Origin of the sequence: Lysinibacillus sp. FSL W7-1291, from assembly GCF_038593415.1 — a bacterium.
Lineage (GTDB): Bacteria > Bacillota > Bacilli > Bacillales_A > Planococcaceae > Lysinibacillus > Lysinibacillus fusiformis_D.
Genome location: NZ_CP151994.1, coordinates 2,814,756 through 2,830,597, shown reverse-complemented (window position 1 = coordinate 2,830,597; position 15,842 = coordinate 2,814,756). Strand labels below are relative to the sequence as shown.

10 protein-coding genes, 3 pseudogenes and 1 riboswitch are annotated in these 15,842 nt (G+C 38.4%); of the genes and pseudogenes, 11 read left to right on the top strand and 2 right to left on the bottom strand.

The genetic code is table 11. The annotated features are described in order from the left end of the window. Positions 1–151: 151 nt before the first annotated feature. The 4 genes from NST76_RS13680 (at position 152) to NST76_RS13665 (ending at position 5,489) form a co-directional block, all read left to right on the top strand. Positions 152–1,453: a hypothetical protein gene (locus tag NST76_RS13680; protein ID WP_340809212.1), complete on the top strand. Its 1,302-nt coding sequence runs from the start codon at positions 152–154 to the stop codon at positions 1,451–1,453. A 333-nt stretch (positions 1,454–1,786) separates the two neighbouring features. Next, positions 1,787–3,007, top strand: a complete 1,221-nt coding sequence (locus NST76_RS13675; protein ID WP_249646103.1) for an MFS transporter — start codon at positions 1,787–1,789, stop codon at positions 3,005–3,007. A 16-nt stretch (positions 3,008–3,023) separates the two neighbouring features. Next, on the top strand, positions 3,024–4,439 hold the full coding sequence (locus NST76_RS13670; RefSeq protein WP_089934562.1) for a M20 family metallopeptidase: 1,416 nt from the start codon (positions 3,024–3,026) through the stop codon (positions 4,437–4,439). Positions 4,440–4,523: 84 nt separating this feature from the next. Beyond that, positions 4,524–5,489 carry a glutaminase gene (locus NST76_RS13665; protein ID WP_089934560.1) on the top strand — a complete coding sequence of 322 codons (966 nt, stop codon included), beginning with the start codon at positions 4,524–4,526 and terminating at the stop codon, positions 5,487–5,489. A 33-nt stretch (positions 5,490–5,522) separates the two neighbouring features. Here the strand turns inward: NST76_RS13665 and NST76_RS13660 are convergent, their stop codons facing one another. Then, positions 5,523–6,860 carry an amino acid permease gene (locus NST76_RS13660; RefSeq protein WP_101967014.1) on the bottom strand — a complete coding sequence of 446 codons (1,338 nt, stop codon included), beginning with the start codon at positions 6,858–6,860 and terminating at the stop codon, positions 5,523–5,525. Positions 6,861–7,024: 164 nt separating this feature from the next. Further along, positions 7,025–7,101: riboswitch (glycine riboswitch) on the bottom strand. Between the two features lie 574 nt (positions 7,102–7,675). After that, entirely contained in the window at positions 7,676–8,062 is a 387-nt protein-coding gene (locus NST76_RS13655; protein WP_036122960.1) for a rhodanese-like domain-containing protein, read from the bottom strand. A gap of 212 nt (positions 8,063–8,274) precedes the next feature. On the opposite strand from NST76_RS13655, the gene NST76_RS13650 reads away from it, so the two are divergent. The 7 genes and pseudogenes from NST76_RS13650 to NST76_RS13620 all read left to right on the top strand — a co-directional run bounded on the left by NST76_RS13650 (position 8,275) and on the right by NST76_RS13620 (position 15,340). Continuing rightward, positions 8,275–9,105 carry a biotin/lipoate A/B protein ligase family protein gene (locus NST76_RS13650; RefSeq protein WP_036122964.1) on the top strand — a complete coding sequence of 277 codons (831 nt, stop codon included), beginning with the start codon at positions 8,275–8,277 and terminating at the stop codon, positions 9,103–9,105. A 198-nt stretch (positions 9,106–9,303) separates the two neighbouring features. After that, a pseudogene (locus NST76_RS13645) lies at positions 9,304–10,101 on the top strand (ribonucleotide reductase N-terminal alpha domain-containing protein); the annotation flags it as partial. Between the two features lie 93 nt (positions 10,102–10,194). Beyond that, complete coding sequence (locus tag NST76_RS13640) at positions 10,195–11,076, top strand: DUF559 domain-containing protein (protein ID WP_340809211.1); 882 nt, start codon at positions 10,195–10,197, stop codon at positions 11,074–11,076. 228 nt (positions 11,077–11,304) lie between these two features. Further along, positions 11,305–11,958, top strand: a pseudogene (locus tag NST76_RS13635) (ribonucleoside-diphosphate reductase); the annotation flags it as partial. A gap of 359 nt (positions 11,959–12,317) precedes the next feature. Further along, positions 12,318–13,445: pseudogene (locus tag NST76_RS13630) on the top strand (ribonucleotide-diphosphate reductase subunit alpha); the annotation flags it as partial. A 371-nt stretch (positions 13,446–13,816) separates the two neighbouring features. Next, positions 13,817–14,089: a hypothetical protein gene (locus NST76_RS13625; protein WP_340809210.1), complete on the top strand. Its 273-nt coding sequence runs from the start codon at positions 13,817–13,819 to the stop codon at positions 14,087–14,089. A gap of 303 nt (positions 14,090–14,392) precedes the next feature. Next, positions 14,393–15,340: a rhodanese-related sulfurtransferase gene (locus tag NST76_RS13620; protein WP_101967011.1), complete on the top strand. Its 948-nt coding sequence runs from the start codon at positions 14,393–14,395 to the stop codon at positions 15,338–15,340. Positions 15,341–15,842 lie beyond the last annotated feature (502 nt).

Below are 15,842 nucleotides of genomic sequence, written 5' to 3'. Positions count from 1 at the left end.
AGATGGCCCCGAACTATTTTCGGGGCTTTTCTTTATACAGGAAGCCATTTTTATTTGTCTTGTCATTTAATTGTCCGCTATACTATGTACAACAGAGAAAGAAAATTTTTACATAACGATTGCAGTTGCACAAAGAAGGTAGGAACGAAAGATGTATAAAATAGGTGTTGTTGGTCCCGTTAAATCCGTTGAAAGAATTATTGCATTAGCACGGGAAATTGAACAGGATATGGAATTTATTCCGTATGTTTATGAAGTAGCAACTGAAACAAAGCATCTAGTAGAGAAACATAATCAGGACGTGGATTTCTGGCTATTTTCTGGCTATATCCCTTATAAGCTTGCTCGTCAAACGAATGTTTCTCAGGAGAAATTGGCCCATATTATTTTTTCAGAGGCTGCCATTTATCGTGGATTTTTAGAGCAGTCCTATCAACAAAAAAAGTTTATTGAAAATGTTAGTATCGATATCATCCCATCCCCTTCTCAAATGGCGTCAGAGAGTCTCGCGGAGATTCAGCACAATGTAAATCACATGTATTTAAAGGAATTCGATGTGGCCATTGATCCGCAGGAGTTATTTGATTTCCACTATAGTCTCTGGCAGGAAGGAAAGATTGATTTTGCCATTACTTGCTATCCTTCTGTTGATGAAGAGCTGAGGAAACAGGGTGTTCCATCTTATTGGGTTTCACCGACGAAAACAGAAATTTACCATACCGTTCAGCTTTTTACTGAAAAAATCAAAACATCCTACTATAAAGAAACACAAATTGGTGCAGTTATGCTTGAAATAAAGGACTTCGATTCATTGAAAGAGCGCATGAAGCGAGGTTATCGCATTCAATATTTAGAATTGCGTACGAAGGAATATTTGCTCCAGCTTTGTGAACAGATAGATGGCTCTCTTATTGAAGAGGGAAATGGAAAGTATACTATTTTTAGTACAAGGGGAGCCATCGAAGGACAAATAACATTTTTACAAGAAAAAATGTACCAGCTGTCGATCGAAATGGAAGCAAAGGTGACAGCAGGCATTGGCTTTGCTCAAACGGTATTTAATGCCGAGTTACATGCACATCGAGGACTCAGACAGACAAAGGAAAATGAAGCCATTGATATTGTCATGATTCAGGATGATGGCACGATTATTGAATCGGTTGGGAATGTAGAAGAGCTTGCTTATTCCTATCGAGCAGAAGATCCTTATATTTTAGAAAAACTAAAAAAGGGTAATATTAGTATTAAAACGTATATGAAAATAAATGCACTCGTGCAGAAAATGCACTGGAAGCATTTCACAACAAAGGATTTAGCGACACAGCTTCAAATGAGCGAAAGAAATGCCCAACGGATCGTAGCTGATTTATGTAATGTAGATTTAGCGAGAATCTGTGGAGAAGAGTTACAGCATACACGTGGTAGACCAATAAAAATGTATCAGCTTGTTTAGAATCTTGCAAAAATGTCCCAAACCATTAAATGGTTTGGGGCATTTTTTTGCTATTTTTAGAATTAGGCATTTTTTGAGCAACCCAGCTACATCAACGAATTGTACACCTTTTTAGTAAATCAAAGACGATTATCTATTAGAAATTTTCAAAAAAATATTGTCATTTCATAGAACTTTGATTATTATACGAATATATAACGAAAATGTCGGTATATAAAAGGGGTGTTGATTTTACTAGTTATGGCAAGGGGGCAAAGATCATCAAGAACAATAAGAGCAATGAAGCAAACATTGCAATCAAGAAAATGTTTCTGATCAATGGGAGGGATATGAATGACAGCAAATGAAGTAACGAAAAAATCTAGAAATGTCATCCTTGCACTATTATTTTTAGGTTGGTCTTTAGGTAATTTAGATCGCTACATTATGAACTATGCAGTTGTATCGATTACGGGTGATTTGCAACTGGATGCATCTTCTACGGGTATCATTTTAAGCGCTTTCTTTTTAGGCTATGCCATTATGCAAATACCAGGTGGCTGGCTGGCAGATAAATTTGGCGCTAAAAGAATTTTATTGATGGCTGTTATTATGTGGTCTATTTTTACGGGTCTAACAGCGATTGCTTGGTCATTAACAGCGATGATTGTGATTCGATTTTTATTTGGGATTGGCGAGGGTGGATTTCAGCCAGCAAGCTCTAAAATTATTGCCACAATCTTCCCAAAAGAGGAAAGAGGCAGAGCGATGTCCATCATGCTTACTTCTGGTGGCATTGTTTCACTCATTGTGCCGCTGCTAGCAGCTTATTTATTAGGGACGATTGGCTGGCGCATGATGTTTATCATTATTGGAGCTATTGGCGCTATTATTGCCTTTTTATATTGGAAATATATTAAACTTCCACAAAACGAAGCAGAAGATGCTAGTACAGAAAATCCTGCACACAAAGTGAACTTTAAAGAACTATTGAAAACACCGTTGATGTGGAATTTAATTATTGCTTATTTCTGTATTTATGCCGTGAACTGGGGCTTGGTTTCCTGGATCCCGACTTATCTGCAAAAAAATCGCGGATTGGATCTAATGTCCATTGGCTGGGCACAAACAATTCCTGCCATTACAACGATTATTGGTGTGTATGGTAGTGGATATATCATTGATAAGCTACCAAAAGGAATGGAGAAAGTGTTAGGCTCCATCTCCTGTGCAGTTATTGGTCTTTTATTGTATTTAATGTTTACTGCAAAAACAGTGACGTTATTTATTGGTTATCAAACAGTTGTTTCTATCTTTATTGCGTTTGTCATTACATTACTACCTGTTATTGTACTGAAGAAATTACCCTCTTCTATTACAGGATCTGCAATGGGGATTGCGAATACAGGGGGGCAATTAGCGGGCTTTGTCACGCCAATGGCGATTGGATTTATGGTCGATGCCTTTAATGGCTCCTTTGATGCAGCCTTTTGGATGTTAATTGGCTTTGCGCTTATCTGTATTGTGTCGCTTGTCACCCTAAATGACCAAAAAGGAATATTGTTGAAAGCATAAAATTGGAGGGATAAAAATGAGTTTTCATGAAAAAATTTCTGCGTTAATTGAAGCAAAACAAGAGGCAAGTGTAGCATTAAGTGATGCTATTTGGGCTGTGCCTGAGCTTCATTTTCAAGAGAAAAAATCCATGCAATATATGAAAGAGGCGTTAGAGAAAGAGGGCTTTCAAACAGAGGTTGGCGTTGCTGGACTTGAAACGGCGCTTGTTGGAACTTTTGGTTGTGGAAAGCCTGTCATTGCCTTTTTAGGTGAATATGATGCACTTCCCGGTTTGAGTCAAAAAGGTGGGGCGACACAACATGAACCTCTTGAGAATGGTGGAAGCGGACATGGCTGTGGTCATAATTTATTAGGAACAGGTGCATTTGCAGCTGCTGTTGCAGTGAAGGATTACTTAGAGCAAAATCATCAATCAGCAACAATCCGTTTTTATGGCTGTCCTGCAGAGGAAAATGGATCTGGTAAAGCTTATATGGCGAAAGCTGGTCTTTTTGACGATGTGGATATTGCAATCTCTTGGCATCCAGGTACATTTTCAACGGTTATGACTTGTAGCTCTCTAGCAAACTATGCCGCAACTTTTAAGTTTACAGGCAAAAGTGCACATGCCGCAGCCGCACCGCACCTTGGAAGAAGCGCTTTAGATGCTGTTGAGCTTATGAATGTTGGGGTAAATTATTTACGAGAGCATATCATTCCAGAAGCTCGTGTCCATTATGCTATTACGAATTCAGGTGGAACTTCACCGAATGTAGTCCAACCATATGCAGAGGTAACGTACCTGATTAGAGCACCTAAAAAGCAGCAAGTGCAGGAAATTTATCAGCGCGTTGAAAATATTGCTAAGGGTGCCACACTGATGACAGGCACATCAGTGGAAGTTGATTTTGAAGGTGCTGCTTCAAATCTGATTACTAATAAAACGCTTTATGATGTGATGTATCAACAAATACTTGAAATTGGCATGCCACACTATACAATAGAGGATGAGCAGTATGCGCAGGCTATTTTCAATACGTTTACTCCTGAAGTACAAGCCGCCTCATTAATAGGCTTGCGTAAAGAAGATGTCAAGCAATTACAGGGAAAAGTGATTGCTGATCACGTTCCAGGCATGCTACCCGAATTTATTATGGGTGGCTCAACAGATGTAGGAGATGTCAGTTGGAATGTACCAACTGTACAATGTACAACGGTATGTATGGCATTAGGAACACCACTACATACATGGCAGGTTGTTTCTCAAGGAGTTATGCCAATCGCGCATAAAGGGATGCTACAGGCGGCTAAAATCATGGCTTGTACGGCTATTGCGGTGCTTAATAATCCAGCCTATATCGAGGAAGCGAAAAAGGAATGGCAGGAACGTCTTGATGGAGAAACATATGTATCATTAATTCCAGAGGGAACACAGCCTCCTAAGCTATAAAAGGCTAGCGACATTGGATGGAGTCTTCATAGGAGAACTATGAAGGCTCTGTTTTTGCCTCATTTTTGAAAGGAGAACACAAATATGTCAATACAACCACATCAACAGGATCACCTTATGGCACAATGGGTATCGCAGTTTCGCACTGCCGCCAAAGAAGGTCAATGTGCTAGCTATATCCCTGCTTTAGCCAAAAAAGATCCGAACCAATTAGCGATTGCGATAATCGGTTCAAATGGCAACGAAATCAAAGCAGGAGATACTACAGAACTATTTACACTTCAAAGTGTTTCTAAAGTGATCACATTTATATTAGCCTGTATGGATCGAGGTTTACCTTATGTACTAGAAAGAGTAGATGTGGAACCAACAGGGGATACGTTCAACTCTATTATTCGCTTAGAAAGCCATCAACCAGGGAAACCGTTTAATCCAATGATAAACGCTGGGGCCATTACGGTGTCCTCGATGCTGGCTGGTCATTCACCGCAAGAGAAGGTCATAAAAATTCTACAATTTTTAGAACAAATCATTGGCAAGCAATTAAGTATTAATGAAGAGGTATTTCAATCAGAATGGCAAACCGCCAATCGTAATCGAGCATTGGCCTACTATTTAATGGATTCAGGCTTCCTAGATTGTCCAGTAGAGGCGGCACTTGAGGTTTATTTGAAGCAATGTGCAATTGAAGTCAATGTATCGGATTTAGCTATGATTGGTTTAGTTATTGCCAATGATGGCTATCACCCATTGTTAAAGAAACAGCTATTTCCTAAACAAGTGGCGAAATTAGCGAAGGCCTTGATGGTGACATGCGGTATGTACAATGCTTCAGGGAAGTTTGCAGCCTTTATTGGCCTGCCTGCTAAAAGTGGTGTTTCCGGTGCGATTCTTACAGCTGTTCCAGGTCATGCAGGCTTGAATTCCCCATTTCCTACTGGCTGTGGTATCGGTATTTATGGTCCAGCAATCGATCCAATAGGAAACAGTGTGGCTGGTGTGCAGTTACTAAAGCATTTAGCGACAGAATGGGATATGACTATTTTTTAATGCGTGAAGATGACTTCAGCACTTAGGCTGAGGTCATCTTTTTTTCATATTATAAAGAATGAATAAGGCGATAAACCAAATTGGTGTTAATAGTAGAGCTGTACGTGTAGCCTCAGAAATAAACATTATAAGTAAGAGAAAGGCAAAGAATGCTAGAATTACATAGTTGATAAAAGGTGTCAGTGGTGCTTTAAATTTCGATGCTTCATGTAAGGCACGGTTTTTTCGTTGATAAATAATGTGAGAAATAACGATAATGCTCCACACCCAAATAAAACAAATCGCACTAATCGTCGTCACAATACTAAAGGCATTTTCTGGCATCAGCTTACTTAGCAATGCACCTACTGATACAACAATAGCAGAAATAACGAGTGCATTACTTGGCACGCTGTTTTTGTTGAGCTTGGCAAATGTAGGTGATGCTTGTTTATTTTTTCCAAGATTAAAGAGCATCCGACTTGTTGAAAATAAACCACTGTTACCTGCTGAAGCGGCTGAAGTGAGTACAACAAAGTTTATAATACCCGCAGCAATCGGAATACCAGCCAGTGTAAATACTTGTACAAAAGGACTGCTTGAGGCAGACATTTCATACCATGGATTGATGCATAAAATCACAAACAATGCACCTACATAAAAGAGTAAAATACGAAATGGAATTTTATTAATGGCAGAGGGAATATTTTTTTGAGGATCTGCTGTCTCAGCTGCTGAAACCCCCACTAATTCCACGCCAACAAAAGCAAACACAACCATTTGGAAAGCCATTAAAAAGCCGTACATTCCATTTGGAAATAGACCACCGTGTGCCCAAAGATTTTCCACTGCTACCGTTCCTGAGCTAGTTTGAAAGCCTGTTACAATCATAATCAGTCCGATGATGATAAGAACCACAATCGTAATCACTTTAATGATGGCAAACCAAAATTCCAATTCACCAAAAAGTTTAACGGTTAATAAATTGAGTAGTAATAACAAGATTAAGCAACCAATGGCTGGCATCCATTGGGGGATATCAAACCAATATTGTGTATAAACCCCCACCGCGATAATGTCCGCCATGGCTGTCATAATCCAACAGAACCAATATGTCCAACCTGTCACATAACCTGCCCAAGGACCTATGTATTCGGATGCAAAATCCGTAAATGATGTATAGCCTGCATTGGATAATAGCAGCTCACCTAATGCACGCATCACAAAAAATAAGGCGGTACCGACAATTAAGTAGGCAAGGATGATAGAAGGGCCTGCAAGGGCAATGGCTTTGCCAGAGCCTAAAAATAAACCCGTCCCAATTGTTCCACCAATGGCAATAAGCTGCACATGGCGATTTTTTAAATCTCGTTTTAATTGTTGCTGTTCCACGTTAATCCCCCTCAAAGATACATAAAAAACTATGACTGGAAAAACAAAAAGAGACTAGTTGTGACACTAGTCTCGGAAAAACGTCAGAATAACAAATACCATTTAGTCACGAATGTTACACGAAATAGATGTACTATTCGTGTGACATCGCTAATAAAAGCTGATATTATTCCTCTGTCCTTTTGCCTGAGATAGTGAACCCTTCGGCGACGCACATGGCGCTCTCTCCAGAACTGCTCCTGCTATAGTTTAATCCATAGCATTCATAGCTTATTAACTTCATAATCAATTATTATTGTAAGATATTATACATCCTATCAGTGCTCGTCCCATTATTCAATAATAAATTCTGACTATTTTCAGAAAAATAGCAGAATAGGACGCAATATGCTAAATCTCTAACGAAAAATAGTATTTTTGAACATACAAAATATTTGATGGGATGCCATTTAAAATGAGGTGAAAATGAATCAGTGTCGTGGAAGATTTGCATAAAGATAGTGTTGGCGTGGTTGATTTTGTAGGGAGCTCACTCCTAACGTGTAGAAGGGGGGCTATGGGGGGACCGATTCCTAAGTGACATTAATTCGCTCAAAGAACGGATCATTTACAGTCAGGAATTGTTAGTAAGAATGAGCTATATATTTTGTCTCTCATCGCTATCCTTTTTTTCTGTCCAATGCATGATTAGAGACTTGGTGAACAAAAAGCTAGTACTTAATCATTTGCAATAGATATAATATAGTAGAAACTCTGAATTTTTTAAAAAAGAAGCCGTCTCATAGTTCTTTGAGACGGCTTTTGTCATGTAGACATTAATATTTTTTTGCTTTTATTTTACCTGTCCAAGTTTTGAATCCACCTTGAAGTTGGTAAATTTGGTTGTACCCACGTTTTTTAAGAAATAGTGCAGCACGTGAGCTACGGCCTGTATTTTGACAGTATAGATATACTGGTAAATCTGGGCGGATTTCTTTATAACGTTGACGTAGTGTTGTGGAAGGAACATTTCGTGCACCAAGAATATGACCAGCATCAAATTCTTTTTGTTCACGTACATCGATTAGCTGGGCTTTACGATAGCCTTCTATGAATTGCTCTTGTGTTAAGTTGGTTACGGCTTTTTTGAGTCGTAGTGCATTAATACCGATATATGCAATTATGACTACTAAAACGACACCGATTGTGATAAGTATGTCCAAGATTTTCTTACCCCTTTCTATCTTCTCTATTATTATAAAAGATGCGCTAGCGATAGTCCAATGAGTTTGATAAAATTAACTAGGTTGTGGCGAATTCGGCTATATCATTACGAAAGTACATCGTTAGCAACTTACACTGTAGCTAATTTTTGAGAGGTTTGAACCACAGGTGGGGCCTGAGGGATCATTTTATATTTGTAGGAGATGAACATATGACAACTTGGTATTTTCTAAATTCAGGGAAATGTAGTCCTTCTTTTAATATGGCACTAGATGAAGCATTACTTGACTGGCATAGTGAGGGGTTAATTCCACCAGTGATTCGTTTTTACGAGTGGGAGCCTGCGACACTATCGATTGGTTATTTTCAACAGGCTAAAAGAGATATTAATTTAGATGCTGTACGTGAGCAAGGCTTAGGCTTTGTGCGTCGTCCAACGGGTGGACGAGCTGTCTTGCATGAGCATGAACTCACATATAGTGTCATCGTTACGGAAAGCTATCCGGATATGCCAGAGTCTGTGACAGAGGCATACCGTGTATTAAGTGAGGGAATCTTGCAAGGTTTCCATAATCTTGGGATGGATGCTTATTTTAGTGTACCTGATACAGAGGAGAAAAGAGCTGACCTCAAGAGTCCGAAAAGTGCTGTTTGCTTTGATGCGCCAAGTTGGTATGAGCTGGTCGTTGAAGGAAAAAAAATAGCGGGAAGTGCCCAAACACGTCAAAAGGGTGTTATTTTACAGCACGGCGCCATTTTATTAGATTTAGACCAAGAGAAGTTATTATCCGTATTTAATTTCTCAAGCGAAGAAGCGAAGAATCGTATGCGCAGAAAGTTACCGGAAAAGGCGGTTGCCATCAACAGTCTTGTTAAAGAACCAGTAACAGTTGAACAATGTGTAACAGCTTTTCGTGATGGGTTTGCAAAATCGTTGCAAATTGAATTAAAACCATTTACACTTTCTGAGGAGCAGTTAGAATATGTTCGTGCATTAGAAGAAAAAAAATATGCAAATGATGAATGGAACTTTAAAAAGTAAAAAATGGTATGAAAAAAATTTTTTAACGTTCGACCCTAGTAATAACAAGTAGTTCGGATTCTATTTAAAAAAGCAAGAGTTGAATTAAAAAACTATATATAGTATCTTTTTTAAAGACATGTACACAATATGTAGTGTTTAACGGCACATGATATTGTGTATTTATTTTGTAATGAAGATAACAAGGGAGGCAAAACGATGGTAATCACAAATCATCAACCCGAAGTAAACAATCAATTTGAACAGTTAAACAAAGATATCGAACAATTCCCACAAGTACACCCAGTAACGCCTGATATGCATATTACGCATAAAGGCGTATCTAGACTTGTTATGATCGATCGCTACTCGTTTAAAGACACAGAAAAGAAAACACTGAAAGCCGGTGACTTTGTTGTTTTAACAGTAAAAGCTGATCCAAAATTCCCTGCACGTGGTTTAGGGACAATTCAAAAGCTGGACATGTCTACAAAAACAGCAGATATTCTGATTGAGGAAGATTACCGCAGTGCATTAGACGATCCGCAAGAGCAAGAAACGGGTGTAATTACGCGTTCAATTGACGTGCTAGAAAAGCCTCTTGAAATTTTTTATGAACAAATCGCAAAACGAAATGCAACAGGCCTTGCCGCTGTTGAAAAAACTCCAGAGAAACGCCAAGAGTGGTTTGAGAAGTTTTATAAGCAATTAGTTTCATTGAAATTTATTCCAGCAGGACGTGTCATTTATGGAGCTGGATCTGAAACAGATGTAACCTTCTTTAACTGTTACGTAATGCCGTTTGTCGCAGATTCACGTGAAGGCATCAGTGATCACCGTAAGCAAGTAATGGAAATTATGAGTCGTGGTGGTGGTGTAGGAACAAATGGTTCAACATTACGTCCACGCAACACGTTAGCACGTGGTGTAAATGGTAAATCATCTGGTTCTGTCTCATGGTTAGATGATATTGCGAAGCTGACTCATCTTGTCGAACAAGGTGGTAGCCGCAGAGGTAAGCATAATCTAGGTGCTTCTGCGTAAACAAACCTCGTGAATTGCTGGGAACTCTTTAACGGAAATATTGTCACTTTAATCGAGGTGGGAAATATGGATGTTTATGATGCGATACAACCACAAACTTGTTTAATATGTGGCTTTACAATAAATCATAATAAACAAGGATGGTTTACGTCTCATTTGAAAAATGAGCATAACTTAACATTAGATAATTATTTAATATCTTATTTTTATCCAATAGAAATGGTGATCTGCCAATATATTTTATGTAATAAAAAGGTTAAACTGAGGCGAGGTATTCCAAATCAATTTTGTAGTAGAAGCTGTCGAGGAAAAGGTGGGCCTTTAACTTGTGTAATTTGTGGAAAACTATTCGATGAAAAACATCGGCAGACTAAAACTTGTAGTAAAGAGTATGCGAGTAGACTTCGATCACAAAATACAGGTAAGTGGCATAATGACATGCCAAATGAACAAAAAAAGTTTCATTTTAAAAATATCATTTCAAAAACAGCTGAAACTAGAAAAATAAATGGAACGCCTTCATGGAATAGCGGTAAGACAGGGGTTTATAGTAAAGAAACCATTGAAAAGATTCGACAAGCTGCATTAAAGCAAATAGAGAGGGAAACGTTTAGAAAAACTAGTATTGAAACAGCTTTAGAGAATTTCTTAGTTGAACAATCAATCACCTACAAATATTCCTTTATATTTGAAGGTGCACAATTTGATTTCTTACTAGTTGGGACAAATATTCTAATTGAATGTGATGGTGATTTTTGGCATGGGAATCCAAAATTTTATTCCTCTTTTTATGAGGTACAAAAGAGAATAAAAGCTAGGGATATCGAAAAAAATCAAATTGCAGCAGCTAATGGATACACTTTACCCCGTTTTTGGGAAGATGAGATAAAAAATGATTTTGAAAATGTTAAAAAACGCATTATAAATGCACTGCTAGCTACAACGTAATCGGAAACGGTAAACGTGAATGCTTGAAAATAGCAGTGGGATAAAGACAATCAGCAGCCAAGCTCCTTTTAAAGGGGAAGGTTCAACGACCATCGAAAGCACGCTAAGTTAGCGGAAGTGAGTAGAGTAGGAGTGAAGCCACTCCGAAGTGCGAGGGCATCTAATTGGATGTAAGATATGGTCTCAACTTCTATGGTGACATAGAGAGTGGGTGTAGCGAACCCGCGTAAGAAATCGGCACAAATGATTATGCTAGCAGATTGGCATCCAGATATTGTGGAATTTATTATTTCTAAAATGCAAAATCCACGTATTCTGCGTTACCTGATCGAAAATACAACGGATGAAACAATCATTCGTCTAGCAAAAGAAAAATTAAACTTCAAGCCACTTTCTATGCAAGAAGAAGCGATGTATCAAGGCATCGTGAACTACAAAAACATTGAAGGCTTAGGTGGATTCGATACAGCGATCATTCGTGAGGCTGAAAATAAATTACGTGATGGTGGCACATACACAGTTCATAACCCAGAGTTTTTAACAGGTGCCAACATTTCCGTGACATTAACGAAGGAATTTATGGAAGCAGTAGAAAAGGACGCTGACTTTGAGCTTCGTTTCCCAGCTGTGGAAGAATATACAAAAGAAGAAATGAACGTGTACAATACGAAATGGCATGAAGTGGGCGATGTTCGCGAATGGGAAAAAATGGGCTATAAAGTCCGCACATACCGTACAATGAAAGCAAAAGAATTATGGAATTTAATAAACGTATGTGCAACATACTCAGCAGAGCCAGGTATTTTCTTCATCGACAACGCGAATGATATGACAAATGCAAAGGCATATGGTCAAAGTGTTGTAGCGACAAATCCGTGTGGTGGACTTCGCCTCACGTTAAAAATTGCGGGATAAAGCGGGAAGGCTGAGATGCTAATCCGAACCGAAGGCTAATGGTAAAGCTTTAGTCAGGGGCAACGCATACCCGGTGATCCTACTTAGTAGACTATAACCCGGGCACGAGACCGCAACATTACACATTCATAAAAATTCAAAATTGCCTAATGTAAGAAAGGCTGTGATAGAAATGAATAGAGGTTATGCAGGCTTTTATAAATTACATTATTTAAGAAGCTCTTATGAGTATGCATACGCCATGTGTAATGAAAATGTATGCTGAACTTGCAGGAATTGAACTGTAAGAACTAAAGGATAAAAAGCCTTTAGGATAACAATTATTGGAACAACCACTTGCACCATACTCTGTGTGTAACTTAGCAGCTGTGAACCTTGCACAGTTTGCGAATAAAGAAAATCAATCAGTTGATTACGAAGCACTACGTGAAACAGTTCGTGTGGGTGTTCGCATGCAGGATAACGTTATTGATGCGACTCCTTACTTCCTAGAAGAGAACCGTGTACAAGCCCTTGGTGAGCGTCGTGTTGGTTTAGGGGTTATGGGCTTAGCAGACTTACTTATTTACTGTGAAAAGGAATACGGTTCAGAAGCAGGTAATGCTTTAGTCGATGAAATCTTTAAAACAATTGCGGAAACAGCCTATGAGGCTTCTACAGAGCTTGCAAAGGAACGTGGTAGCTTCCCATTCTTAGTAGGTGCTACTGACGAAGAAACAGCTCGTTTACGTAAAGCCTTTACAGAGACAGGCTTTATGCAAAAAATGCCTGCTCACATCAAAGAACAAATTCTAGCGACTGGTATTCGTAACTCGCATTTACTAACTGTTGCGCCAACGGGTTCGACAGGAACGATGGTAGGCGTAGCGACAGGTCTTGAACCATACTTCTCCTTCACGTACTACCGTTCTGGTCGTTTAGGTAAATTTATTGAGGTCAAGGCTGAAATTGTAAAAGAGTATTTAGATCGTCATCCTGAAGTAAATGAGCAAGAGCTTCCTGAATGGTTTGTCACAGCAATGGAGCTAAAACCAGAAGCACATGCCGATGTTCAATGTATTATTCAAAAATGGATTGATTCATCCATTTCTAAAACAGTGAATGCACCAAAAGGCTATACAGTACAGCAAGTAGAAAAAGTATACGAGCGACTATATAAAGGTGGCGCTAAAGGTGGTACGGTCTATGTGGATGGTAGCCGTGATTCACAAGTTCTTACACTAAAAGCGGAAGAAAATGATATGGATCAATTATCATTTGAAGAAGAATTAGTAGAAGAGCATACAAAACGTCCAGTCGTATTAGTAGATACAATTCAAGCATTAGAGTCTACAACGGTTATCGGCTCAGATGTAGGGAATACATGCCCTGTTTGTCGTAAAGGAACAGTCGAAGAAATGGGTGGCTGTAATACATGTACAAACTGTGGTGCACAGTTAAAATGTGGTCTGTAAATTTGAATTAAAGTCACGATGTTTATCAAACAGATACAAAGTTTAAAATAAAGTCGCGACATTTATAAAAATGTTACGAAGCTACGCCCCTTTGGATATTCATATATCTAAAGGGGTGTTTTCATCGTGAAAAGGTTCTTCCGTTAAAGGGCCTTTTATTAGTATCGAGAAATGCTTGTGCATATTTTCTCTTTAGCATTTTCATCCCCAAAATTGAAAAGTAATTATCAAATTATAGCTGCCGAGTTTTAATTGCTATAGAAAGAGTGGTTTAGTTTAAGTAGAAAAAGGCTCTACTACATTGCTTGAAGCAAAGCATCTAGATTCCGAAGGGGCAATTAAAAATTTCCTATAAGAAAGGATAAACTTTGATGAAAAAATATTTAAAAGGCTATACTTTAGGGGCTTTATTAGGTTTATTATTCTTTTTGCCTGTATTTAACCCTGCGTTAAGAGTTAATTTTCAGCAACATTGGGCGGCAATAGTCATCTTTACACCAGCCATTATCTATATGATATTAAGCTATGCCGAATACAGTGAAATTTCCTTCAAAAAGGAAAATATCATAAAATCGGGATTCTTTTTGCTTGGTATATTTTTGAGTATATACGCGATGTATTCTATTTGGGGATTCCCTGAATAAAAGCACGCATTACTCAATTTCTCAGTTTACTTAGTACTGAAGTTGGCTAACAATCCTCCGTTAACAGGTGCATTTCTTTCATAAGGAGTGTGTCTTTTTCCATTTAAGGACCAGATTGTGGAATAACACTTTTTTATAAAAAAAAGTCCACTCACCAATTCACAAATTCTTTAAAAATAATATTTATGCCCATTTCAGTCTAATTACCGATAGCATATTAAATGATTATCCTTTATGGTTAATAGGTCGTAAAAGACACTATCAGGAATATCCTGCAAATATTGAAATGATAGGTGGAAAACAATGAATTATCAAGTTTTATTATATTACCATTACACGAAGATTGAAGATCCAGCTGCGTTTTCAGCAACGCACTTAGCAATGTGTAAAGAAATCGGTTTAAAAGGTCGTATTTTAGTAGCCAACGAGGGCATTAACGGTACTGTTTCAGGTACGATTGAGCAAACAGAGCAATACATGGCAAACATGCAAGCTGACTCATTATTTGAAGGCATAGTCTTCAAAATTGATGCAGTAGAAGAGCATACATTCAAAAAAATGCACGTACGCCCACGACCTGAGTTAGTAAACTTAGGCTTAGAAGAAGACGTGAACCCACATGAATTAACAGGTCGCTACTTGTCACCAGAACAATTCCTTGCTGAAATGCAAGATGACAATACAGTAGTATTAGATGTGCGTAACACGTATGAGTACGATGTCGGCCATTTTCGTGGCGCGATTCGACCAGATGTACAAAACTTCCGTGATACACCGGAATGGGTACGTGCAAACCGCGAGCTGTTCGAAGGGAAAAATGTTTTAACCTATTGTACGGGCGGGATTCGCTGTGAGAAGTTTTCGGGCTGGATGAAACGTGAAGGCTTTGGCGATGTTGGTCAATTACATGGCGGTGTTGCAACATACGGAAAAGACCCTGTTGCGAAAGGCCAATTATGGGACGGTCAAATGTACGTATTTGATGAGCGTTTAACGGTGCCAATCAATCAAGTAGAGCATGTGATTATCGGTCGTGATCACTATGACGGTGAACCTTGTGAACGTTACATTAACTGTGCAAACCCTGAATGTAACAAACAAATCATTGCATCTGAAGAAAATGAAGCAAAGCATTTAGGTGGCTGTACAATCGAATGTACAAAGCATGCGCGCAACCGCTACATCGTGCGTCACAATTTAACAGAAGAGCAAGTAGCTCAAGCAATTGAGGCGTTACAAGAATTAGCATGAAAAACTCTCTAAATTAAATAGCTTCCATAACCTCAACCAACTATTTAGAGGGACCTAAAGCACTCTATGTAAGTGTTCAAACTAGCCATTTCAAAATTGGACTAGTTTGCTTGCTTACATAGGGTGTTTATTCTTTGATGGAGGTTTATTATTAACTGGTACATATATGTTGAAATAATACAATCTAGTACCTTCTGACCCGTAAAAGCTAGACACAAAATCTAGCTTTTACGGGGTGTTTTGATGATCAATAAGAAAATAAAAACCGTACTACGTTATATAAATGGACAAGAAAGCATCCATCATATTGCGCGAGAAGAGGGTGTTCATAAATGAGAATTAAGGACTTAGGTTTGTTTATATGAACATATGGTGTTGAATATTGGCCATTTCGCTCTATGCTATTTTATTTGCTAACACAATCTATCTCGCTGCTTCTCTAAGTGAGGCTTAACCGAAGTAAGATAATGATATTTTTTTGTCTAAATTAGAAGGAAGTCTT

Excerpts from the sequence above, each read along its gene's own strand:
- NST76_RS13675 (WP_249646103.1), top strand. The coding sequence starts at position 1,787 with ATGACAGCAAATGAAGTAACGAAAAAATCTAGAAATGTCATCCTTGCA.
- NST76_RS13625 (WP_340809210.1), top strand. The coding sequence starts at position 13,817 with ATGAAAAAATATTTAAAAGGCTATACTTTAGGGGCTTTATTAGGTTTA.
- NST76_RS13670 (WP_089934562.1), top strand. The coding sequence starts at position 3,024 with ATGAGTTTTCATGAAAAAATTTCTGCGTTAATTGAAGCAAAACAAGAG.
- NST76_RS13680 (WP_340809212.1), top strand. The coding sequence starts at position 152 with ATGTATAAAATAGGTGTTGTTGGTCCCGTTAAATCCGTTGAAAGAATT.
- NST76_RS13640 (WP_340809211.1), top strand. The coding sequence starts at position 10,195 with ATGGATGTTTATGATGCGATACAACCACAAACTTGTTTAATATGTGGC.
- NST76_RS13665 (WP_089934560.1), top strand. The coding sequence starts at position 4,524 with ATGTCAATACAACCACATCAACAGGATCACCTTATGGCACAATGGGTA.
- NST76_RS13650 (WP_036122964.1), top strand. The coding sequence starts at position 8,275 with ATGACAACTTGGTATTTTCTAAATTCAGGGAAATGTAGTCCTTCTTTT.
- NST76_RS13620 (WP_101967011.1), top strand. The coding sequence starts at position 14,393 with ATGAATTATCAAGTTTTATTATATTACCATTACACGAAGATTGAAGAT.